Annotated in this window: 23 protein-coding genes and 3 pseudogenes; 5 read left to right on the forward strand and 21 right to left on the reverse strand. The window is 39.5% G+C overall.

Annotated features, from left to right (window positions below; genetic code table 11):
- Positions 1 to 34: 34 nt before the first annotated feature.
- From HMPREF1040_RS00975 to HMPREF1040_RS01040, 16 genes are all read right to left on the reverse strand, one after another.
- On the reverse strand, positions 35 to 1,411 hold the full coding sequence (locus HMPREF1040_RS00975; protein WP_007392086.1) for a DEAD/DEAH box helicase: 1,377 nt from the start codon (positions 1,409 to 1,411) through the stop codon (positions 35 to 37).
- A complete protein-coding gene (locus HMPREF1040_RS00980) occupies positions 1,392 to 1,685 on the reverse strand; it encodes a VRR-NUC domain-containing protein (RefSeq protein ID WP_007392042.1) in 294 nt (97 codons plus the stop codon). Before HMPREF1040_RS00980 ends, HMPREF1040_RS00975 begins: the two co-directional genes overlap by 20 nt.
- A gap of 291 nt (positions 1,686 to 1,976) precedes the next feature.
- On the reverse strand, positions 1,977 to 4,430 hold the full coding sequence (locus HMPREF1040_RS00985) for a virulence-associated E family protein (protein ID WP_007392014.1): 2,454 nt from the start codon (positions 4,428 to 4,430) through the stop codon (positions 1,977 to 1,979).
- A gap of 20 nt (positions 4,431 to 4,450) precedes the next feature.
- Positions 4,451 to 6,421: a DNA polymerase gene (locus tag HMPREF1040_RS00990; RefSeq protein ID WP_007392032.1), complete on the reverse strand. Its 1,971-nt coding sequence runs from the start codon at positions 6,419 to 6,421 to the stop codon at positions 4,451 to 4,453.
- Positions 6,422 to 6,430: 9 nt separating this feature from the next.
- Positions 6,431 to 6,982, reverse strand: coding sequence for a DUF2815 family protein (locus HMPREF1040_RS00995; protein ID WP_007392057.1), 552 nt, complete (start codon positions 6,980 to 6,982; stop codon positions 6,431 to 6,433).
- Positions 6,983 to 6,986: 4 nt separating this feature from the next.
- Positions 6,987 to 8,156, reverse strand: coding sequence for a DUF2800 domain-containing protein (locus HMPREF1040_RS01000; protein ID WP_007392049.1), 1,170 nt, complete (start codon positions 8,154 to 8,156; stop codon positions 6,987 to 6,989).
- Positions 8,156 to 8,566: a hypothetical protein gene (locus HMPREF1040_RS07640; RefSeq protein ID WP_007392108.1), complete on the reverse strand. Its 411-nt coding sequence runs from the start codon at positions 8,564 to 8,566 to the stop codon at positions 8,156 to 8,158. Before HMPREF1040_RS07640 ends, HMPREF1040_RS01000 begins: the two co-directional genes overlap by 1 nt.
- Positions 8,567 to 8,845: 279 nt before the next feature.
- The gene (locus tag HMPREF1040_RS01010; RefSeq protein WP_007392065.1) at positions 8,846 to 9,154 is read right to left on the reverse strand and encodes a LysM peptidoglycan-binding domain-containing protein; all 309 of its coding nucleotides are present in this window, start codon (positions 9,152 to 9,154) and stop codon (positions 8,846 to 8,848) included.
- Positions 9,108 to 9,260, reverse strand: a complete 153-nt coding sequence (locus HMPREF1040_RS08080) for a hypothetical protein (protein WP_007392050.1) — start codon at positions 9,258 to 9,260, stop codon at positions 9,108 to 9,110. Before HMPREF1040_RS08080 ends, HMPREF1040_RS01010 begins: the two co-directional genes overlap by 47 nt.
- Positions 9,261 to 9,382: 122 nt before the next feature.
- On the reverse strand, positions 9,383 to 10,078 hold the full coding sequence (locus tag HMPREF1040_RS01015; RefSeq protein ID WP_007392117.1) for a pentapeptide repeat-containing protein: 696 nt from the start codon (positions 10,076 to 10,078) through the stop codon (positions 9,383 to 9,385).
- 11 nt (positions 10,079 to 10,089) lie between these two features.
- Positions 10,090 to 10,350, reverse strand: coding sequence for a hypothetical protein (locus HMPREF1040_RS01020; RefSeq protein WP_007392047.1), 261 nt, complete (start codon positions 10,348 to 10,350; stop codon positions 10,090 to 10,092).
- Between the two features lie 14 nt (positions 10,351 to 10,364).
- Positions 10,365 to 10,697: a hypothetical protein gene (locus HMPREF1040_RS01025; RefSeq protein WP_007392061.1), complete on the reverse strand. Its 333-nt coding sequence runs from the start codon at positions 10,695 to 10,697 to the stop codon at positions 10,365 to 10,367.
- A gap of 60 nt (positions 10,698 to 10,757) precedes the next feature.
- A complete protein-coding gene (locus HMPREF1040_RS01030; RefSeq protein WP_036257219.1) occupies positions 10,758 to 10,991 on the reverse strand; it encodes a hypothetical protein in 234 nt (77 codons plus the stop codon).
- Between the two features lie 30 nt (positions 10,992 to 11,021).
- A complete protein-coding gene (locus HMPREF1040_RS08235; RefSeq protein ID WP_255261319.1) occupies positions 11,022 to 11,141 on the reverse strand; it encodes a phage antirepressor KilAC domain-containing protein in 120 nt (39 codons plus the stop codon).
- Positions 11,134 to 11,847: a phage antirepressor gene (locus HMPREF1040_RS08240; protein ID WP_255261320.1), complete on the reverse strand. Its 714-nt coding sequence runs from the start codon at positions 11,845 to 11,847 to the stop codon at positions 11,134 to 11,136. The genes HMPREF1040_RS08235 and HMPREF1040_RS08240 overlap by 8 nt, the downstream gene beginning before the upstream one ends.
- A 40-nt stretch (positions 11,848 to 11,887) precedes the next feature.
- The gene (locus HMPREF1040_RS01040; RefSeq protein WP_036257221.1) at positions 11,888 to 12,109 is read right to left on the reverse strand and encodes a helix-turn-helix transcriptional regulator; all 222 of its coding nucleotides are present in this window, start codon (positions 12,107 to 12,109) and stop codon (positions 11,888 to 11,890) included.
- A gap of 188 nt (positions 12,110 to 12,297) precedes the next feature.
- Between HMPREF1040_RS01040 and HMPREF1040_RS07875 the strand changes: the two genes are divergently transcribed.
- The 3 genes from HMPREF1040_RS07875 (at position 12,298) to HMPREF1040_RS01055 (ending at position 14,062) form a co-directional block, all read left to right on the forward strand.
- A complete protein-coding gene (locus HMPREF1040_RS07875; RefSeq protein WP_050791345.1) occupies positions 12,298 to 12,588 on the forward strand; it encodes a helix-turn-helix domain-containing protein in 291 nt (96 codons plus the stop codon).
- Positions 12,534 to 12,971 carry a LexA family transcriptional regulator gene (locus HMPREF1040_RS07760; protein WP_141557778.1) on the forward strand — a complete coding sequence of 146 codons (438 nt, stop codon included), beginning with the start codon at positions 12,534 to 12,536 and terminating at the stop codon, positions 12,969 to 12,971. The genes HMPREF1040_RS07875 and HMPREF1040_RS07760 overlap by 55 nt, the downstream gene beginning before the upstream one ends.
- Before the next feature lie 356 nt (positions 12,972 to 13,327).
- Positions 13,328 to 14,062 (forward strand): tyrosine-type recombinase/integrase, encoded by a 735-nt coding sequence (locus HMPREF1040_RS01055; RefSeq protein WP_176604701.1) that lies wholly within the window; start codon positions 13,328 to 13,330, stop codon positions 14,060 to 14,062.
- Positions 14,063 to 14,312: 250 nt separating this feature from the next.
- Here the strand turns inward: HMPREF1040_RS01055 and HMPREF1040_RS07765 are convergent.
- The 4 genes and pseudogenes from HMPREF1040_RS07765 to HMPREF1040_RS01070 form a co-directional block, all read right to left on the reverse strand.
- Positions 14,313 to 14,471: pseudogene (locus HMPREF1040_RS07765) on the reverse strand (ATP-binding cassette domain-containing protein); the annotation flags it as partial.
- Positions 14,468 to 16,183: an ABC transporter ATP-binding protein gene (locus tag HMPREF1040_RS01060; RefSeq protein ID WP_007392124.1), complete on the reverse strand. Its 1,716-nt coding sequence runs from the start codon at positions 16,181 to 16,183 to the stop codon at positions 14,468 to 14,470. The pseudogene HMPREF1040_RS07765 and the gene HMPREF1040_RS01060, both read right to left, overlap by 4 nt.
- The gene (locus HMPREF1040_RS01065) at positions 16,176 to 17,915 is read right to left on the reverse strand and encodes an ABC transporter ATP-binding protein (protein ID WP_007392062.1); all 1,740 of its coding nucleotides are present in this window, start codon (positions 17,913 to 17,915) and stop codon (positions 16,176 to 16,178) included. The genes HMPREF1040_RS01060 and HMPREF1040_RS01065 overlap by 8 nt, the downstream gene beginning before the upstream one ends.
- A 103-nt stretch (positions 17,916 to 18,018) precedes the next feature.
- Entirely contained in the window at positions 18,019 to 18,591 is a 573-nt protein-coding gene (locus tag HMPREF1040_RS01070) for a TetR/AcrR family transcriptional regulator (protein ID WP_007392010.1), read from the reverse strand.
- Between the two features lie 384 nt (positions 18,592 to 18,975).
- Here HMPREF1040_RS01070 and mobC point away from each other — a divergent pair.
- Together mobC and HMPREF1040_RS08245 are read left to right on the forward strand one after the other, a co-directional pair.
- Positions 18,976 to 19,311, forward strand: a pseudogene (mobC, locus tag HMPREF1040_RS08085) (plasmid mobilization relaxosome protein MobC); the annotation flags it as partial.
- Positions 19,285 to 20,607: pseudogene (locus tag HMPREF1040_RS08245) on the forward strand (relaxase/mobilization nuclease domain-containing protein). The pseudogenes mobC and HMPREF1040_RS08245, both read left to right, overlap by 27 nt.
- Before the next feature lie 306 nt (positions 20,608 to 20,913).
- On the opposite strand, the gene HMPREF1040_RS01085 reads toward HMPREF1040_RS08245, so the two are convergent.
- Positions 20,914 to 21,393: a hypothetical protein gene (locus HMPREF1040_RS01085; RefSeq protein ID WP_141557779.1), complete on the reverse strand. Its 480-nt coding sequence runs from the start codon at positions 21,391 to 21,393 to the stop codon at positions 20,914 to 20,916.
- Positions 21,394 to 21,405 lie beyond the last annotated feature (12 nt).

Here is a 21,405-nt window from a genome sequence, read left to right on the forward strand (position 1 = left end):
GTCCTACCACTCCTTCGACACTTCTTTTCCATATTTATTGCTCCTTATATTTATCGATACGGGCTTTTAGGGAAGATAATAAATAACTTTGCGCTTCTTCTTTTAAACCTATGGCCTTTAACAAATCCTCATCGCGCGTACCTTCGCATATTAAATGATGAATAATTACCTTCTCTTTCTGCCCCTGTCTATGTAATCGTTTATTCGCTTGTTGATACAATTCCAAGGACCAGTTAAGACCAAACCAGATAACGTGATTTCCACCATCTTGTAAGTTAAGTCCATAAGCAGCTGAGGCCGGATGAGCTAATAAAATATCAATCTTTCCATTATTCCACGCCACCTCTTCTTTGGCACCGGTTAATTTTGCAACTCGTAACTTTGTTTTAGCTAGGGCTTTTTCTAATCGCCATAGATCATGCTGAAAGTTATAGAAGACTAACGCATGTTTCCCATTTAGCTGTTCTACCAACTCCATAAAGGCTTCTATCTTACAATTATGGATTTCATGTACATTCCTATCCTCATCATAAACCGCCCCATTAGCTAACTGTTGTAACTTATTCGACAAAGCCGCTGCACCCGCAGCATCAATATATTCTGAATCCTCCACCTCAAGAACCATCGTGCGTTCCAGCTCTCGATACGCCTTTTCGGCTTTACACTCCAGTACAATAGGGATTTCATCAATAACCACATCGGGTAATTCCAAATAATCCTCCGACTTCATAGAAATACAAATATCAGATATGGCATTACTAATAGCTTGACTAGCCCCCTTTTTAAGGTCATAGGAATAAATCACATGCCCATCCGTCTTACCCGGATTAAAATATCTATCACGAAAGGCATAATAACTTCTTCCTAATCTCATGCCTTGATCTAACAAATATACTTGTGCCCATAAATCGCCTAGACCATTCGGTGAAGGTGTGCCCGTTAATCCTATCATACGTTTAATGTGCGGCCTAATGGCTTTTAAGGATTTGAATCGTTTGGCACTATGACTCTTAAAGCTGCTCAGCTCATCAATAACCACCATGTCGAATGGCCAAGCATTCTTATAATACTCTACCAACCAACTCACATTCTCACGATTGATGATATAGATATCGGCAGGCGTACACAATGCCTTAATCCGTTTTTGCAGCCCCCCTAACACGCTGGAGACTCGTAAGTGAGATATTCCATCCCATTTTGCTATCTCCCGTTGCCATGTAGCCTCCGCTACTTTCTTAGGTGCTATCACGAGAACCTTACCGACGGCAAACCGCCCATACTTTAATTCATTGATAGCATGTAATGTGATTGCTGTCTTGCCTAACCCCATATCGAGGAAAAGCCCCAAGGCAGGTGTATCCAAAATACGATTTAAGCAATACTCTTGATATCTATGGGGTATGAATTTCATTCGCTATCTCCTTCAAATACCGATCGACCTCCTCCGCTCCGTATAATACGGATACCTGTTGATCTAATGCAGCAAGCCGTTCTATTTGTACTAGCTGACTTTTAGACAGCCGCCCCTGTTCCGTTTTAAGTTCTACAAACTCAACATGCCCCCCCGGAAGAACGACTACCCTATCGGGTACACCTATATTTCCGGGGGATACCCATTTATACGCTCGACCGCCCAAGGCTTTCACCCCTTTCACTAACCGAGCTTCAATCTGTTTCTCTAACACGAGTATGCCCACACCGCCTTTCTAAAAGTTATCCACAAGTCAATATGTGGTGTATACATTTTCTATACTCTCTCTCTATATATATTAGATTAGGTAATTTAGGTAGCGTATATATCGCCTAATTACCTATTTCTATATCTACTATAAGAAAGAATGTTTACAACGTTTACAACTACTATAAAGCCTTATAATTACTGTATTTATACGTAAACATTCTTTGTAACATTCTCAGTGTTTGTAAACATTCTCAATCATATTTATATTTGAGAATGTTTACAGAATCATGAATGTTTACAGCTTTTTTCCCAACTTATCCACAGGTTTACCTTTCATCTTAAACCCTCTCTGGATACCATAAGGACCAAATCTCCCTGTAGTAATCCTCTCTAAACTATCCATATTGCCCAAGATTTGGTTGATCTCCCTAGCATCTGATTTCTTCATATAGTTCAGATGACCACCAAAGCATTCTACCCACACTTCAATAGCACACACCCTATCACGAGGTACGAGAGTGGCTGTATCAATCATCATAGTCCCCGCCCAAAATTGGCGGCGCATATCAATGGAAAGGTCAGCATAATTGATAGGCACCGGCTTTTCTATAAAATCATATATCATCCCCTCTTTAGTAGACGTTTCTCGATGCGCCTCTTGGGCGCTCTCTGATAACGCTTTCAATTTGTCGGTTTCCATATATAACGCTTCACCTATGCAGTAGTATTGAAGAGCCTCTGCCCACAGCTGGTCAACTTCGCCCTCTAAGGTGTCCCACACGCTCTTACAAGGTTTGTCCACGCCAACTTCAATAGGCCAAAACCGCCTATTCCCCGTGAGATCACGTAGTACATCATGATCATTACTTGTTCCCCAGAAAGTACACTTGCGAGGATATCTTGCAGTCCGTCTGCCATAGGCTTGACGGTAGATGTCATCGCATTTAGATAAGAACTGCTTAACAACGTTCATCTCCGACTTGGAATAGGATGCCATTTCTGCTAACTCATTAATCCATACCCCCTGAATCATTTCGGCAGCGTCCTTACCGTCAAAAGACTGTAAGGAGTCACTAAACCAATTAATACCGATCGTTCTTAGGAAGGTTGATTTACCGACCCCTTGAGGGCCGATAAGGATCGGTACATAGTCCCATTTAGTGCCTGGATCATAGACACGGGCCACGGCCGCTACAAACGCCTTTCTGGCAACGGCTCTTGTATAAGGCGTGTCTTCTGCTCCTAAGTAATCAACTAAAACAGTATCCAGCCTAGGTACATGATCCCACTCAAGGCTATCCAGATAATCTCGTACACGATTGACCTTATTCTGTTGGGCTACTAAGGTGACGGCGTTCATAATCTTAGTATCTCCGGTAATGTCAAATTTATCTTCCAGATACCATTTAATTCCCGCATCATCACTGTCGTCCCACAGGCGTTCAGTCCGCGTAGGATTCCAAGGTAATGCGCCCATAGCCAGCCCCCGTACAGAAAACTCATCCAGTACGATTTTTCCCTTTAAAACCGGGTCAAAATTAAGAATACGAAGGATATTATCTATCGTGGGGCGAACCTTGCCATTATCATTTCGCTTTAGTTCGGCATGCTTTTGCCAGTCGAGAGACGCCTCGGCCTTCAATTCGATAGCCCCGTCAGCGCGGGGCGTACCTACCATTTCAAATACATCACCCGCCTTCATACGTTCTTTTTCGAGTTCAATAGCGACAGCCTCGTCACTCCTTGCCAGCTTACACATTTCAAGATACGACGGAACACGGTTGATAGGCGTGCCGTCTTTAACTTCACTATCTAAGTCACCGAACCGATGTAAGCGAACAAGATCAAAGGCGTTCACTAACTTGTGGCATATGGGGTCTGTAGCGTGGTTGGAGTATAGGAACAATCCATTATCATATACCACCGCCCCCGCTACCGTTGTGCCCCCCGTATAGGTAAAACGATCGTCTTTATCAGTAGATTCATAGGCATGAGGAATAAATTTCTCCATCGCCTCTTCAACGCGATACAGCCTGCAGAAAGCGCCGACTATACCTTTCTTTGTTGTTGGGTCTTCCGCCTTAGCGCGTGCCACCCTAGGTCCATCTTCGCCCCCCGGAATAATCGGCCAATCACCAACATCATGCCAATTCTCATAGAGACTCAGAATACCATCAGCCGACACAAAAAGCGCGTCATCGTATTCGAATATATAGTGACTGTCTTTAGAACACGACGGCCAATACATAAGACGAGAAGCTTCAAATGTCGTCGCGTCGCACGCTGTCATATCGATAGCTGATGCGATCTTACGAGCGATAGGCTCATATTCGTCCGCCGATACAGCCCTATCTAACGGGATAACGATACGAAGTCTGGGGCAGTGCTCTGCATGAGAGCGGGTCGAGTAAATGACATACGCACAACCAAGTGACGCTACCTTACGGATAATATCTTTAGTGCCGCCGGCAGGGATTGTATCGAGGTCCAAGGTAATCAGATCCCGGCTGAGTACCTCCGAAGACTTACGGCGGCTACCTTTTAGACATCCACCTACAAAACCTCCCACATCCTTTAGCTTAGCCTTCTCAGCTTTAGATAGACGGCTATACGCTTCAAAGGTTTCAGTGGTCCGAATAGGTGTGCGGAGCCTATCCACGAATTCCGACCACATGAGGTCCGACCGTTGCCAGTCAGTTGATAGTCGGCTCTTGCCGATAGATATAGTTAGTAGTCTATCGTTTTGCAATGATTCCCCCCCCTTTTTTTCTAATCTTTCATATAATACGGGCTAATAAATCCCGCAGCGTTCATCAGTAGCCCCTCCGCCCATGACGGGGTTTGGCACATAACCCGGTTAACGTGGTCAAGACCTTTTTCTTTTAGATCAACGGTTGGCACTTCTAATACCACTTCATCATGAATATGCATTAAGAGTCGATATCCTTCTGCGTCAAGCCGTTCGATTGCTTCTGCCAGGCAGTCACGAGCAACGGCTTGAGTAATATTTTCTACCAGTTTACCGCCATAAGTTGATAACGTGCACCACCGCCCCACCTGAAGTCCTTTATAGTGTATAGCTTCCCTATCAAACTTATTCACCTGTAAATGAGGTTCCGGATAATATAGCTTTCGTCCGCTAGGTAGTTCGACAGTTAAGAATGTGAGTCCATATACGGGGTCGCATTCTTTTCTAAAAGTAATACCATGCGGTATGTGGACGACCTCTGCATCTCGGACGGCACGAATGGCAGCATCCTCACAAGCATACCAAAAGCTACGAATATGAGGTGATGCCATGCGCCACTTAGCGACAATGTCAGGCAGCTCTTCTTCCGTAAGCCCCATTTTAAGTGCCCCCATAGCAATCAGAGCATTAGGCCCCCCTTGATAGCCTAAGGCGAGTTCGGCCACTTTTCCTTTTTGCCGTAATTGGCCATTAACCCCGTGCTTTTCTACAGGCACATGGAACATAGCGGATGCTGATGCACAATAAATGTCACCGCCCTCAGCAAATACATCTTGCCGCCATTGTTCGCCCGATAACCAGGCGATTACCCTAGCCTCAATAGCGGAGAAGTCAGTCACAACAAGCGAGTATCCTTCCGGTGCTATAAAAGCGGTTCGTATGAGTTGAGACAGCGTATCCGAAACATCCCCATACAGAATAGATAGCCCTACTCGGTCACCGGCCTTAACCCTGTTTCGTGCTACGTCAAGCGGCTCGATATAGTTTCTAGGTAAATTCTGTACTTGTACGAGTCGCCCCGCCCATCGTCCGGTGCGATTAGCTCCGTAAAATTGAAGCAATCCACGCACACGATTATCGGCACACATGGCGGACACCATAGCTTTATACTTAGTTACAGAAGACTTGGACAACTTGCTCCTAATAGATAAAACCGTCTTAGCCATATCGTCGGCTATACCGAGCGCATCAGCAACGCTACTCTTAGTCAATGTATCCATAGACACGTTAGTATTATCGTTGAGCCAATCGAGCAGTTGATTGCGACTGTTAGGGTTATCTAACCCCGTTAACGCAATAGCCTTATGAGTAAGCTCCGTCTTTTCTTCATCATCAATGGCCAAAGCACCGTTGATGAGCTCTGTATCGACGGCAATCCCCCGTAGGTTCATCTTATAATCTGTTACCCATTGGGCTTGTACAAAGTCGGGTACAGGAAAAGCGGAAAGTCGTTTATAATCTTCCATTTCGGTTACTACGTCCTGCACACAGTACGCTTTGAACAGATTCCATTTAGCCATATCATGATGCGGAAGATTTCTTGTTCGTTGCCCATTTGACCTGGTAGCTTTACAAGGAACACAGAAGTAACGAATAAGGGCTTTACCCGTTGCCAATTTCTTTTTATCATCCGGAAGAAGTAGAGCCTTACCTAATGCGGCAAGCCCCGCAGGGTAGCCAAGATATAGGCCGTGAAGCATAGTGCATCGCCATTGATCAACCGGCGTAGTATAACCCGCCTTATTAAGGCAGGTAATTTCAAAGGCAGCATTATACGCATGCTTGATTACAGATGGGTCATTTAATGCGTCGATTATCTCCTGTGAGAGCGTTTCCCCATTTGCGAGGTCAACTATCTGTACAGGACCAAAATCAACGCTGTACGCGAACAATAATATGTCAAAATTAGGGGCATCCACATATTTGAATACCCCTCCTTTGACTATATCATTGTCCGAGAACGTCTCAATGTCCACAGACAAGTGTTTCATGGCTACCTCCTAAAACGGATCCGCAGGTGCTTCCACCGCGCTGAACACGGAAGAAGCAGAAGGAGCACTCCCACCAAAAGACTCGCCGTCTCTCACTTTTTGCACCGGCCCGAGACCTGCAGCAATACCTTTTTTCCCGGAGAAGAAGTAAGGGTAGAAATTAACCGCCACATTATAGTAAGCACCGGAGTACACCTCAGTAGGGGACAAGATTTTTTGCATTTGCCCGTTTACCACTTCAATCGGTAATTTAGACGATGCCGTAAATACCCAATGCCCTTTACACTCAGCTCCAAACGGTTCACCGTTAGCTCTAAGACCATCACCATCATGTACAGGGTGAGGGACCTGTACCGGTGCTACGCCATTCCACTTTTGTGCTTTCCCTTGCTCAACTGCAGCAGCAATAGCTGCATCAAGTTGAGCCTTACCTGCTGTATCGGTTTTAGGCAAAAGAATTGTCATGGAATATTTAGCCTCTTGGCCGGGTTGTGCTGCATAAGGTTCCATAATATGAACATAAGAACCACGAATGTTTTGAAGTACGATGTTTGTTGCCATAATGTTATTCTCCTTTAACTATTGTAAATACGTCAGAAGCAGACTGTTGATTAGTGATTGCTTCTCGCTTGTCTGTTACGGGAACCAATGTAGGCTTCCCTTCTGATTTAATAATGTAATCACCTACTAAGGCGTTAAATTCTTTCTTCCCAACAACTTTTTCAACTTTGGCCAATGTTAGCGGCGTGCGCTCGTATAGAATAGCCTCATCTATACCATGCCGCATCAGCACGTTAAAAGCTTCGTCCATATCCGTAAAAGAACGAGTGCTACGGCCGGCTACGGCTTTATAACCGTTAATGTCTTCGCCGTTAAGGCATTTCGTAAGAGCCAATTCCTTGATCTCTTTCATCCATTTATCCATGCCTTCTGTTATCAGGATGTACCCCGCAAGATCATCGTTAGTCATGAGTCTTGGGTCGTGTCTAGGCATGAGAGCAACCGCAGCATAGTGTTCAGCCCGTGCCTTACATTCAACTTTTGCATTACAAAAACGGCACCAGTCCCCTGCCTTGCATGTAGGAGACCCTTCAAAGGCCTCTTGAGCTATAGGCTTGATGGTCTCACCCCAAGCGCGAAGTTCGTCCGCCGTAAGCCCCCATTCACTAATAATATTTAGCCGAGGCTGTACGATAGCGAGTTTAACCTTAGTAATACCTCCATAAATGAGTGCGTAGTCATGTATAGCCCCCAGTGCATAGAGTTTTAGCTGAGGGTTATCCTCAGCATCAACCGCTACCCCTTTGCCATATTTAAAATCAACCACATGAAGCTCGTCGCCTAAGAAAATAAGGCAGTCGGCCGTACCAAAACCTTCCGGCACATACGCTGAAAAGTCGACCCTCTTCTCAGCTACGATGAAAGGAGCTACAGCAACGGAGAGTGCCACCTGATTAACATAATCGAGGTAGGTATCCGTATGCCGCATAGCTTCCTTTTTCCACTCTTCTTTCTCGTCCGTATCGGTTAGATTATTGATACGACGTGTGCAGGTAGCTTTTGTAATATCCCCTTTGTAGGCTAGCAGCTTTTGCTCCGCTATAGCATGGGCGTAAGACCCCTCTCTGGCGAAATCCGAAGTCGTATCGGGAAATTTCGCGCATAAAGAAACACTCCCGGGGCAGTGAATCCATCGATAGGCACTACTAGCTGATAATTTCGCATGGACTGTCATTAGATGTGCGCCCCCATTTCTCTAAGTTTAACGACTAAAGCCGGATAATGCTCCTTGCTTAAGAATGAAATAGATCGCGCACCAAAGCTTTGCACAAGAGCGGATAATTCAGCTTGTTTCCCTTGATCAAGAAGCGGGCCGCACGCCGCCATAATTTCTTCAAGTTTATATGTAGGCGGTTTAGCCGTTGGAAGGGCGGTGGTAGCTGGTACCGGTTCTTCCACAGAACCGGTCTTTTCCCCCGTCGGCATAGGGGCTTCAATGATAGGTGTTTTTGCTGCCGGTGTAACTGCTACCGTATCGCCATCGTTAATGTCGGAAAAACGCACACCTCCTACCTTTTCTGCTAATCCTTGAATTTCTTTTGTAATTTGTTCTGCTGATTCAGCAGTAATCTTTATTTCAATCATTGGTTTCTTCCTTTCGGTCTGATAATGTGATATACTTTTAGTGAATACATAGTAGAGCCGCCTTTCAAAAAGGAGCCCTTTTTTTCTACTTGCTTCGTTCAGTATAGGGCAATTGTGCATTTATTTTTGCAAGTATTGGTTGTCTTCTATCATTAATACTTGTACTTACATAATGTAATCACGCCCTTCCATTTAATAATGGTACAATTGGAACGGGATTCTATCGGGAAATATCGTTCCTCCGGCCTGCCGTTGGTTGCCTCCAACAGCAGGCTATTTCTATTTCTCCTTCAAAATAGGGACGAGCAGCTTCTGCCCCGGCTGAATCTTCCGGGCATCCGTAATGTGGTTACGGTCCATGGTCCGGTAAATCATGACCCGTACATCTTCACGATCGTCGTTGATTTTGGAGCAGATATCCCAAAGCGTTTCATTATCATTAACCACAACCACCTTTTCGACGTATTCAGGCTCAGTCATCAACGCCTTTACGCCGGAAACAATGCCAAAGACAAACACCGGCAAGATAATAACTGCCGGGCTAATTCGTCCCCATCTGTAACGATTTCGCCGTCTTGGTCCGGGCATTGGCATCCCTCCTCTCTTCTTTTCCCGCTTTTTCTTTCAACCATTCCCGGCATTCGTCCGGACGGTCCCAAATGTAATCCCTGATATACTGCATGAGCACATACATGCCACCCGCCTCCTTTATACGACTTCCTTCCGGTCTCTCAATATCTGTCATTATTTTCGTATGTAAATTTCAATTTTCGTCTATAAGAAAATCTTTTACTCCTCGTACTTTTTCTTTTTTTATCATCTGTCATTTTTTCGCTCCTTTTCTTTATCTGCTTTATCTTCTGCCAAAATGTAATTAATAGCTCGTTCGTATCTATCCCGCAAAAATGGATTGTTTTCGTGTTTTTGAGCGACTCTTTCTCTTAATTCTTCAAGCGTTCCTTGAAAGCAACCTGTTGTCCATATTCCTAAATCTGCCCAATAGGATATTAAATTATTTCTCCGTGATGTGTTCACCTGTGTGCAAATCACCCTTTGTCCAATGACGCTTATCTGTATCGCGTTTGTTACAAATATATTTTTAATTTTTGCAGCGGAAAAGTTTGTGCAATGCAAATTACTAGACCTAAAATCTACGTCAATTAAGATTGTGCCTGTAAATGCGGCGGTTTTTAAATTCGCATAAAAATACGAAGTATCGGTAATGTCGCAGAGCAAAAATGTAGTGCTGGTAAGATTTGCGTCTCTAAATTTTACCTGATGAAAACTTACATTTTTAAACCTCGCAGAAGATAAATTTGTTCTTTCGAAATTCGTATATGTGCACCTTATATCTTCAAATAATGCCCCACGTAAATTTTGATGTGAAAAATCTTTGTTTGTTATAAGGACATTTCTAAATACCGCTCGCTTGCCCTGCCCCCCGTTAGTGTCCCACCACAGTTTATGGGCTTTTGCTTTCTCGTCGATTTCTTCTTGAGTTATCGTTCTCATTTCTCGCTCCTTTACTCTATAAAACCTTGCTTTAATACGTCATACAGCATTGCGATTCCGCTATCGCAGTGGATATTAACGGTTTTACGCCTACCGCTTATAAAGTGGATGGTTACGGTATTCCCGTCAGCCGAAAGCGTCAAAAGGCACGCTTCATTGTCAAAGGTATTAATGGCATCTTCCAACCGATCTAACGCCGCTTTCTTTTGCCGCAGCTCCCTTTTTTCAACCATCGTTCTCTTTATGCTTTCATTTTTTTCTTGTATATTCATTTATCATCACTCCTTCAAGATAAAGATTTAATCAAACTTTCTGTAAAGTCGTCGTCTTCTGCTTTGATGTCGGCTAACATCTTATCTTTAATCTTTTCCATTATATGTATTTGATTATTCAAAATTCCGCACATCATCGTAAGAAATTGGAGGTTTTCGATTCTGTTGTGTGTCAAGACCATGCATGTTTTACCATCTTTTATTTCGTCTGTTGAAAATTTTAAAAAATCGGTGGTATATTGGATATCTTTTTTAAACAGCTCTTCTACAAATTCAGATATTTTTTCATCTATATCTTTCGGTGGTGCACCGTTAAACAGCTTTCTTTCTTTTTTATCATCTGTCATTTTTTTGCTCCTTTTCCTCATAACGCTTTCACTTTGCTCCTTACTTTTTTCTCTCTCTCTCTAAAGCCCAGCGTTTTTAAATCCCTCCGCTATTGCTTCACCGGACCACCCCAGCGTATGCGCCAGATAAAAGGTAAAGCCCAATCGGTCAATAACGAATGTGCGACCTTTGTGTCCCGGTGTTTTCCAGCATTGCGCGAAAGGATAGCGCCCCAGTGCTATACACTCTCGCACGGCCGTGCTTGTGTACCCTAGAACCGCAGCCATCTGCTGCACGGAAATCGTCTTTTTCATCGCATCAGCTCCTTTCTTTTAGTTCTATACTCATTGCCCCAGATAGCGATTAATAAAATATTGTTGTCCCTTGCCGGTCACTTTCGGTGTTTTACTAACACTGATATGACCGTCGGCGTGACTGACCGTTGTTTCTTTTATTTCAAACAACTTTAAGTCCATTGCCTTTTGCGTCGGCGTGACTGACCGTTGTTTCTTTTATTTCAAACAACTTTAAGTCCATTGCCTTTTGCGTCGGCATGTTATAATCCGTTCCTTTACGGCTAATCAAATACCCGTCTTGACGTAAGCGTTCAAACAAACGATTCTGACCAACATTCAATCCTGCCTGTTTCATAATCTTGGCTAACTCTCCAATTAATATGCTTGTATGACTGGCACTCACCGTATCGGCAAATAACACTTTCGGTTTATCCGCTTCAATCTGTTTTAGTGCCTGTTCTTTTTCCGTCTTTATTTGTTTAAAGTTCGTTAGTAAGCCAATGATAAAGTCGGGGTCATTCATCGCCCGTTCTACCGTGTCTATCGTCATATACGCTCCGTGCTGTCGGATACTCGGTATTACGTCATGTGTTATCCAACGTTTAAACTCTTTCGCTTCCGGTTTTCGACTTGAAAGCACAAGATTGTACAGTCCGTATTCATTTACTATTGATTTTTCTGGGTTCCCCGGAATACCGTCATTTAAAATGACACTATTCTTTTCATCGTTATCTAGCCTAGATAATGCTTGCCTTGAATTACTAATATCCAAACAATCACATACATCTTTAGCCACGAACCATGGTTCTCCGTTTTGTTTAATCACTCGAACATTACCGAAAGTACTGTTGGTAAATATTTTTAACTCGTTCATAAGCAAACCTCCTTTTTACATCGACTTTGTACAAATTGCGCTACGCAATTTCCGGAGCAAAAAAATAGTAATAATATTCCCTATCGCTTAACTTTAAAGCCTTGCCTAAAGAATCGGCTTCATCTAATGTGAGCGGTCTAACACGATTTAATTTTTGACTTACAGTCGGTTCGCTACAATCTAAAATATGAGGCGCCGCTAAGTCTTTTTGTGTTAACCCCAACTCTACCATGCGGGCTTTAATCTTTCGGGTATTTAGCATTGTCATAACCTCCTTTTCTCTTTTATTGAATTGCGCTGTGCAATTATTACATTCATAGTGTACAACTTTTAAAATTAAACGTCAATAGCCCTGTGCAATTTTTTTTAAAATTTTTTATATTTCAATTTGCTTAATGCAATAATTATTGTTATAATAAAATACAGAAAAGGGAAAAGGGGATAATTGCCATGACTAAGTTGGACAGCCTTTTAATCGGCAAAAGAATAGCAATCGCAAGAACAGAAAAAAATATGACCGCCAAAGAATTGGCGGAGGCTATAAAGGTTGCCGCTTCTACAATTTCACGTTACGAAAAAGGAGAAATAGTAAAAGCAAAAATACCCGTTATTGAGGCTATTGCCAGAGTATTGGGTGTTAATCCTATGTGGCTTATTGGAAAATCAGAATACAAAAAGAAAAAGATATGCTTGCCGTCTGGAATAAAGAATTACCAAAAGGAACATTTAAGCCTGAAATGAAGAAAGTGCCTATGTTAGGGTATGCCGCCGCGGGGCAACCTCTTGAAAATCTTGACGGACAGGACACGTATTATGTCCCGGTTGACGGCAACCAAAAGGTTGACTTCTGTATTACCGTTCGGGGCGACAGCATGACCGGAGCCGGCATTAATGACGGGGATATAGTTTTTGTACGGCAACAACCGGAAGTTGAAAACGGTCAGATTGGTTGTTTTGAAATAGACAGAATCAACGTTTGTTTAAAACGTTTTTATAAGACCATGGATGGCGTCATGCTCGTTTCTGAAAACCCCAAATACGCTCCTATGGTATTTACTGCTGATAACTGTGAGGATTTTAAAGTATTAGGGCTTGCAGTTATTAAGCAATCTAAGATACGTTAAAAGCGGGCGCGGGACATACCCACGCCCGGGAAAGGGGATCGGGAAAAGTGAAGAGAGCAAATGGGACCGGCTCGGTCTATAAGATGAAGCATAAGGCTTTACGTAAGCCCTATCGAGCTGTGGTCACGCTGGGATACGGCCCGGACGGAAAAGCACATCGTAAAGCTCTTGGCTCTTTTGCGACGCAAAAAGAAGCTTATCTGGCCCTTGCCCGATACGAACCCGCCGCGAGGGGGGAAAAGGTCTTTACATTCGGCGACTGCATCGAATTACGTATAAAAAATGCCGAACGTGAGGGTCTATCGCCCACACGTATACGGCAATATAAAAGAATTAAAAAGTTGTGTGCACAGTTTGTGAACTGCCCGATGCGGGATATACGGGCGAGCCACGTACAGCCGCTATTTGATGATAGCAATATGGCTCAAACTACAATGCTAAACATAAAAGGTTTTTTCACATCTATTGGGTCGCTTGCGGTAAAGCTTGACGCCATACCGCGGAACTACTTCTCCGACATCGTCATAAGTAAGCACGCAAGGCCCGTACGCACGATGCACGTATACACTTCAGAGGAAATACGAACCATTTGGAATCATCGCGATAATGACATCGCAAAAATGACGTTACTATACATTTATACGGGTGCACGGCTGCGGGAACTTACGAATATGCCCATCGCCGATGTACACATAGCAGATCGCTATATGATAGGCGGCGAAAAAACGAAGGCTGGGAAGAACCGCGTTATCCCTATTGCTGATTGCGTCTTGCCGTTTGCCGACTACCTATACAAACGGGCGGCTGAAAAGGGCAGCCCGTATCTCTTTGGTGGAATTACGGGGGACACTTATTATAGAAGATTAAAGCTTTTTTTGGCGGATTTGAGACTGCCTACACACCACCCACACGAATCGCGACATACGTTCATAAGCATGTGCGGCAACGCTGGAATCGACCCGGTTCTGATAAAAAGGATAGTGGGGCATGCTGGATCGGACATCACGGAACGCATATATATGCACAAAAGCATAGAGCAATATACAGAAGCCGTGAATCGTTTACCCGTTTTATGGTTGAGCAACGGTTGAGCAACCGTGCGAAAAAGTGGGCGTTTTTGCTGCTTTCAATATTCTCATAAAACCGCTAAAGCTAGTCATTTAGCGGTTTTATTATATTACGCTGGTAATTTATCTGCAATTCTTGGTAAATACTCTTTCATCATTGCCTCCCATACTCATGCTTAAGTAGATTTTATCAGTTATTCAAGTGTTTGTCTAATTTCAATTCAAGTATTTGGCTAGTTTTAATTCAAGTATTTGGCCATTTTTATTCAAGTAGCGGAATAAGACCATTCATTACACTTCCAAGTGTGCTTTTACCACTTCCACTTTTCCCTGAAATTAAAATAAATTCACCTTTTTTAATTTCAAGATTGATATTTTTTAAAGCAGTTCGTCCATCTTCCCATTCATAAGAAACATCTTTTAACAAAATCATGATGATACCTCATACTGTGCTTTCCATAATTTTGTGTAGTAGCCATCTTGTTCAAGAAGTTCTCTATGCTTTCCTTTTTCAAGTAAATTGCCTTTTTGAAATACGAGAATTTGGTCAGCTTTTTGAATTGTCTTTAAATGATGAGCCACTACAAGTACAGTTCTATTCTTTGCGAGTTCTGTAATGGCATCTTGTATCAAAGATTCATTTACAGGATCAACATTACTTGTCATTTCATCAAGAATTAAAATAGGTGCATCCTTTAGAAAAGCTCTTGCAATAGATATTCTTTGTCTTTGTCCACCTGATAAAATCCCGCCATTTTCTCCAATATCAGTTTCATAACCTTTTGGTAAACTCATAATGAAATCATGTATCCTTGCTTTCTTTGCAGCTTCAATGATTTCTTCTTTTGTTGCTCCTTTTTTACCTACCTTGATGTTTTCTTCAATGGTATTATCAAACAACTGAACATTTTGCATGACAATGCTGATACGATCTAAAAGCTCATCATAAGGAATATCCCTTATATCAGTTCCTCCCAGTGTAATTTTTCCTTTATGCACATCATAAAATCTTAAAAGCAAGTTGGTTATCGTAGTCTTTCCACTTCCCGATTCCCCAACTAAGGCTGTCATTGTTTTTTCAGCAATAAAAAAGCTCAAGTTTTCCATTTTAAATTCATCTTTTTCGTAAGAAAAATCTATGTTTTCAAATGCTATATCATTATCTTGCGGAACAATTCCATTCACTTTATCCGGGATTACATCTGCATATAAAATTCTTGAAAGTCTCTCATAACTATCTACCGCCGAAACATAGTACATATAATGTTGTTCCATAGAAGCGAATGGCTTATAAAACTCTTTTGAAATTACTGCAAAGATAATAAAATGAAGTACATCAAGATTTCCCTTTACAACAAATATTGTTCCTGCAATTAAAAGAACCAAATATCCAATATCCAGTAAAAACCCAAATATAGATAATTGTTTTGCCTTGAATCTTGAAGCTGCTTTGCTTGTTTCTCCAAACTTCTTTGTCTTATTCATAAGCTTATTATCCAAGCTCTTATTGTTTGAAAAACTCTTTAATACAGGTATCCCTCTCACATATTCAACAAATAAGCTAACCATATCAAGAAGTGCTGAGTTGTTTTGATTTTCAATTCTTTCAGATTGCTTAATTGTTAAATATAGAAAGATAAGTGCAATCGGAACAGATACTGCCATTAAAATAGCAAGTTTTAAATCAATACTTGCAAGACCAACAAATACAACTGCACCTATCAAAAAATCACCAAACATTCTTGACCACATATGTCCTACAACAAGGGACATATTATCAACATCTTTGTGTAAAATTGTATTGATCTCGCCCAGTCTTTCATTGGTATAAAATCCTAAGCTGAATTTTTTCAATTTAATAATCATGCGTTCTCTTATTTGCTGAACAATATCAAAACCTGCACTATGCTTTTTCATATCTGCGACCATATTACAAATACCTTTGAAGACTACAAGTAATCCAATCGCAATAAAATATTTATATAGGCTTACTAAGCTCGTTCCATCAAAGATTTGGAACAGTATAGAAAATACGATAACAATCATGGCTATGGAGCTAAGTCCATAAAGGGCAAAGAATACACTTGATATAATCAAATCTCTCTTTCCAGTTTTTGTAAGTAGTTTTAACATTTCTCTAAACATTTTCTGTTACCACCTCTTTCAAATTCCATCTATCTACCTTGTTCTGTGCTTCAACCATATCCTTATAGAACTCACATCTTTTCATCAGCTCTTCATGACTTCCCGCATCAAGAACAACACCCTTATCCATAACTATAATTTGATCTGAATCTCTAATCGTATTTAGATGATGAGCAATTGTAATGATGGTTTTATCCCTGCTTAAATCGTCAATTGCTTCGCCAATTAGTCTTTCATTTTCACTATCAACAGCTGCCATTGCCTCATCTAATATTAAAATCGGTGCATTTTTAAGTATCATTCTCGCTATGGAGATTCTTTGTTTTTCTCCACCGGATAACTTAACTCCCATTTCACCTACTCGTGTTTCATATCCATTTGGTAAAGCAGAAATAAAATCATGGCATCTTGCTTTTTTAGCAGCTTCTATGACTTCTTCTTTTGTTGCATTTAGTTTTCCGATTGCTATATTTTCAAAAATACTTAAATCAAAAAGGATAACCTCCTGTTGCACACTTCCAATAAGATTTGAAATATTTTCCTGACTGTAATCCTTTATATCTTTCCCATTTATTAGTATTCGTCCGCTGTCAGCATCCCAAAATCCCATAAGCAAATTAGATACCGTACTCTTTCCACAACCACTTGCTCCTACAAAGGCATTCAAACTATTTTTCTTAAAAGTTAAATTGATATTTTTAAGCTCAAAACCATCTTTTCCATATGTAAAATTCACATCTTTAAATTCTATATTTCCAAACTCTAAACCTTGTTCTGTATTTTTGTTTGGAAGCGGAACTGTTAAAACTTTTCCAATCGCCTTTAGTGCTTCCTTAAACACAATAGAAAAATGTTGCAATGTAGCAGTCTTACTTATAGATGCTGTAAACGCAGATGATAAAATAATTGCAAGGATAAAATTAGGCGTTGTAATATTCCCCTGATAAAGAAAGATACTTCCCAAAATCATGACAATTACCACTCCAATCTCCATAAATATGTCAATGAGTCCCATTGGGATTGTTACCATCCCCATGCTCTTTTTAACCCAGTAAACATATTCTCTTGCCGTTTTTAATGTTCTTTCACTTATCTCCTCTTCTTTAGCAAAAGCCTTAATAACAGAAATATTTTTTACATATTCCATTAGCGCTTCTCTCATCTTCTTTTCGTGGTTAAAGTAAATAACAAAGTTCTTATCCATTGTTTTCTGTGAAAGAACTTTTACCAAATACATGAGTGGAACTCCGGCAATCATTCCAAGAGCAAGACGCCAGTCTACAAAAATCATAGCTATGAAAATAATGGTAGGCAGAAGCGTAACTGCCATTATTTCAGGAAGACCATGAGCAAGGTATACTTCCACTTGCTCCACATCATGCTGAACAATGTTCGTAAGCTCCCCTGTATTATGTTCTTTAAAAAATCCTAAACTTAGTTTTTTTAGATGATCAATAATACCTAACCTAAGTTCTGTTAATTTTTCGTATGCTTTCTCATGAGCAACCTTTGTTGCAAAATAGTAAAACACGCCTTTTAACACAAACGATATAAAGATTCCCCCAAATATATACTTTAAATTACCTTCGTTAATATTGTTTGTGATTAACGAACTAATCAAATATACAAGTAAGATTTGTGGTATCAAATCAAATACTATTTTTAAAGCAAGAAGTGAATTGGATAAACCATTTTTCCCAATCACTTTTTTCCTTAATTCCTTTTCCGTCATGAACAACGCTCCTTTCAAAATTGAATAATATTGAATTTAAATTCAATATTAAGGTTTAAAGTAAGACTTTGCTGATTACACAAAGTCTATTTTTTAGTGCTGATTACAGGGATTCCACTCCCTTGTAATAACACCTTGCAATAAGTTTTAGCATATCTTTTGCCCACTTTTCACTTTGATAGTGCCTCGCTATTTCAAGAAGCCCCTCTGTAAAGTTACTGGCTAAAATATGGGCAAGCATTGGATCATATTCCTGTTTTGATTGTCTTTTTAAACTTACTTCAATATGAACCTGCATTTGCGATATGAGTTTTTGTTTTGCTTCTGCATGCTTTGTACCTGAACTTTTATCCATTAAAATAATTAACTTCTTACGCTCTTTTAAAAGCTCATGAATATAATTTTCTCCAACTTCATCAAACCTTTCAAAAGCAGAACCTTTTTCCAAAGATTCTTCCCCATTAAAAGCTGACTCGAAGTTTATATAAACAGAACTTACTACTGCATCAAACAAAACTTCCTTATTTTTGAAATAGGTATAAATAAGTGCCACAGGAATATCTGCTTCTTTTGCAATTTCTGTTAATTTGGCACCTCTATAATCCTTTTTATAAAATACTTTTTCTGCTGCTTCGAGTATTCTATTTCTAACTTCTTCTTTTAATACTTGTGCCATATCACACCTCGTTCTATTTCAATACCGAATTTATATTTAATAATAAATAGTAATTCAGTATTTGTCAATAGTGCCTGAACTTATATTCTGAGTATGGTATAATTGATTTAATATAAATAACACGCTTAACGCTTATAGCTTTAATAGCAAGCACAATAAGTGTACGGACACTTACGAAAAAAATTAATGGAGCAGACCTTTACGGCATGCTCCATTTTTTTACGCACCTAACCACACAAAAGTTTACTTGAGTGTTTGGTAGATGCTATGCAAGGACTTCCCAAGAGCTAATATAGTTAGCGATTGGTTGAAGTCTACTGCTAATTTTTAGCTTGTTAGGGAGAACCCTAAGACCCCGAAATACATTTTATAAAGGAAAACAAAATGGCAAATAGATTTAGAAATGAAAGAATAAAAATAAAACTAACTAAGGAAGAAAAAGAAATCTTTGAAAAGAAAATGAAACTTGCAAATTGCAAAACCATGTCCCACTTTCTTAGGAAATGTGTATTAGAAAAAGAAATTTTTGTTGTAGATTTAGAACCATTTAGAGATCTTCAATAGCTACTTTCGAATGCAACAAATAATATAAATCAGATTGCAAAAGCTACTAATACAACTGGCATTATTTACAAAAATGAAATCGAATCGATGAATAAACAGATAGAAAAATTATCAAGAGAAATATGGCAGATCCACTCCCTACTTCTAAATAAATCAACACTTAATCTTGCCATTTCATATATTGTTAATGTAGAAAAAACGGATGAGCAAATCTTAGTAAGCACTCATAAATGTCCCGAACCAACTACTCACACTCAGTTTTTAAGGACACGAAATGACGCAGGAACAAAAGGAACCGTTCTTGCAAGACATCTCATTCAATCATTTTTACCGGGAGAAACCACGCCTGAAATAGCACACCAGATTGGTATGAAACTCTGTAAAAAATATTAAGAAATGAGTACGAATTTGTCTTATCTACTTACATAGACAAAGGACATATTCACATTCACATCATTTTCAACAATGTAAATATGGTAACGGCGGATGCTACCTGTATGATAAGAAAAGCTATCATCAAATCCGTTATTAGGGCGATAAACTATGCAAAGAAAACAACCTATCTGTCATTGACGAGTTTGACGAAAGCTATAAGAAAAAATATAAGATTAACGGTAAATCTTGGTATGAGTTTGACCAAAGTAAGAACGGAAATTCCTGGAAATCTAAACTGCAATTTGATATAGATAGAATGATTAATAAGTCTAAATCTTGGGAAGAGTTTTTAGAAAATATGAAATCTCTTGATTATAAAATTAAGTTTGGTAAGCACATTGCTTTTAAGCCAAAAAATAAGGCGAGATTTACAAGGACTAAAACAATCGGAAAAGATTATAGCGAAGAAAGATTAAAAGAACGCATTACAGAAAGAGAGTATATCCAGACTCCTGCCGTCAAAAAACGCATCGGCAATGTTATTGACATGAACACCAATGCAAAGGTAAAGGAAAACAAAAGCTACGAATATTGGGCAACCAAACATAGCCTTCATACAATGACTGAGTCTGTTATTTATATCAGAGAACATGGCATTAACTCTGTCAAGCAGCTTGATGAATACATCAGAAAAAATGCTGAAGAAAGACAAAATATACAAGATAAAATCAAAGAAATTGATAAGGATATGCAGCTACTTTCTGATACTATGGAACAAGTTCATACTGTTAAACAGTATCGAGCCTACTACAAAGAATATAAGCTGAATACTTACGATAAAACATTTTATGAAGAGCATAAGGCTGAAATCACACGCTACGAAACGGCTCTTGCAAAACTAAAAAATCCTATTCAAAACTGCCAAATTCCAAGGATATTTTAGATAAACTTGATACATTGCAAGAAAAAAAGAATCCCCTTATGCAAGAGTATTCTTCCTCAAAATCCACTATGGACGAGCTTTATAAGATACGAAAAAATTACGGAATTTACATGGGTAAGGAGATGGAGAGATAGACTCACTTCATCTCTATCAACTATTTTTTAACGATATACATCTTAAATATAATTTCCTAGAAAACCCTCAACATTTAATTTATGCATATTCAAATACCATTGGATTCTTTCGCAAGATAATAAGTCTAATTCGTATTTCCCAATTTATTTTATAAGCTTTTTAAGATTATCCTTAAGCCTTTTAAACCATTTGTTTATATATCATAAAATCTATACTATAGTCATAAAATCCGTATCTTGATAATGTTTTTGTACCCCTAGTCCATCCAACTTTAGTAAGAAGCTATAAATAGTAATAAATTTATTCTAGATTGTATCATTATTTATGTTTATTTTCTCTTTGGTTTCATTTGCAGCCTTTCGTATCAAATAATGATTATCTACTAATCCCTTCTTTATAATATAGTTCTTTTTTGTATTATCTTTAAAATCTAATTCATAGACACCATATATTATTTCAATTTTAATCTGATATATCTCATTATCCATCATTTTAGATAATTGATTTAATGCTAACTCTTTATATTTAGACTTACATAACAATATTATTGTTCTTGTAGCTTGCACTCTTATATCTTTTTCATTATGAGAACTCAAGCCTATTGAATACTGAATAATTGTAGATAAAACACTATCCTCTAATTTGTCAAAGTCTACATTATACAAAAATGATTTTAAAGTTTCAAATGATTTTATAATTTCTGTTTCTGATTTTTGAGAAAATATTGCCATTTTAGAAAGAACATCCGAAAAATTATATTTATTGAAGCATAATTGTAACATCATAAAGCTAAATTC

This window comes from Megasphaera sp. UPII 135-E, from assembly GCF_000221545.1.
In the GTDB taxonomy this organism is placed as follows: domain Bacteria; phylum Bacillota; class Negativicutes; order Veillonellales; family Megasphaeraceae; genus Megasphaera; species Megasphaera hutchinsoni.

Coding starts and splice junctions, on each gene's coding strand:
- HMPREF1040_RS00975 (WP_007392086.1), bottom strand. CDS start 1,411: ATGAAATTCATACCCCATAGATATCAAGAGTATTGCTTAAATCGTATT.
- HMPREF1040_RS00990 (WP_007392032.1), bottom strand. CDS start 6,421: ATGAAACACTTGTCTGTGGACATTGAGACGTTCTCGGACAATGATATA.
- HMPREF1040_RS00995 (WP_007392057.1), bottom strand. CDS start 6,982: ATGGCAACAAACATCGTACTTCAAAACATTCGTGGTTCTTATGTTCAT.
- HMPREF1040_RS01000 (WP_007392049.1), bottom strand. CDS start 8,156: ATGACAGTCCATGCGAAATTATCAGCTAGTAGTGCCTATCGATGGATT.
- HMPREF1040_RS07640 (WP_007392108.1), bottom strand. CDS start 8,566: ATGATTGAAATAAAGATTACTGCTGAATCAGCAGAACAAATTACAAAA.
- HMPREF1040_RS01010 (WP_007392065.1), bottom strand. CDS start 9,154: ATGCCCGGACCAAGACGGCGAAATCGTTACAGATGGGGACGAATTAGC.
- HMPREF1040_RS08080 (WP_007392050.1), bottom strand. CDS start 9,260: ATGTATGTGCTCATGCAGTATATCAGGGATTACATTTGGGACCGTCCG.
- HMPREF1040_RS01015 (WP_007392117.1), bottom strand. CDS start 10,078: ATGAGAACGATAACTCAAGAAGAAATCGACGAGAAAGCAAAAGCCCAT.
- HMPREF1040_RS01020 (WP_007392047.1), bottom strand. CDS start 10,350: ATGAATATACAAGAAAAAAATGAAAGCATAAAGAGAACGATGGTTGAA.
- HMPREF1040_RS01025 (WP_007392061.1), bottom strand. CDS start 10,697: ATGACAGATGATAAAAAAGAAAGAAAGCTGTTTAACGGTGCACCACCG.
- HMPREF1040_RS01030 (WP_036257219.1), bottom strand. CDS start 10,991: ATGAAAAAGACGATTTCCGTGCAGCAGATGGCTGCGGTTCTAGGGTAC.
- HMPREF1040_RS08240 (WP_255261320.1), bottom strand. CDS start 11,847: ATGAACGAGTTAAAAATATTTACCAACAGTACTTTCGGTAATGTTCGA.
- HMPREF1040_RS01040 (WP_036257221.1), bottom strand. CDS start 12,109: ATGCTAAATACCCGAAAGATTAAAGCCCGCATGGTAGAGTTGGGGTTA.
- HMPREF1040_RS07875 (WP_050791345.1), top strand. CDS start 12,298: ATGACTAAGTTGGACAGCCTTTTAATCGGCAAAAGAATAGCAATCGCA.
- HMPREF1040_RS07760 (WP_141557778.1), top strand. CDS start 12,534: ATGCTTGCCGTCTGGAATAAAGAATTACCAAAAGGAACATTTAAGCCT.
- HMPREF1040_RS01060 (WP_007392124.1), bottom strand. CDS start 16,183: ATGTTTAGAGAAATGTTAAAACTACTTACAAAAACTGGAAAGAGAGAT.
- HMPREF1040_RS01065 (WP_007392062.1), bottom strand. CDS start 17,915: ATGACGGAAAAGGAATTAAGGAAAAAAGTGATTGGGAAAAATGGTTTA.
- HMPREF1040_RS01070 (WP_007392010.1), bottom strand. CDS start 18,591: ATGGCACAAGTATTAAAAGAAGAAGTTAGAAATAGAATACTCGAAGCA.
- HMPREF1040_RS01085 (WP_141557779.1), bottom strand. CDS start 21,393: ATGATGTTACAATTATGCTTCAATAAATATAATTTTTCGGATGTTCTT.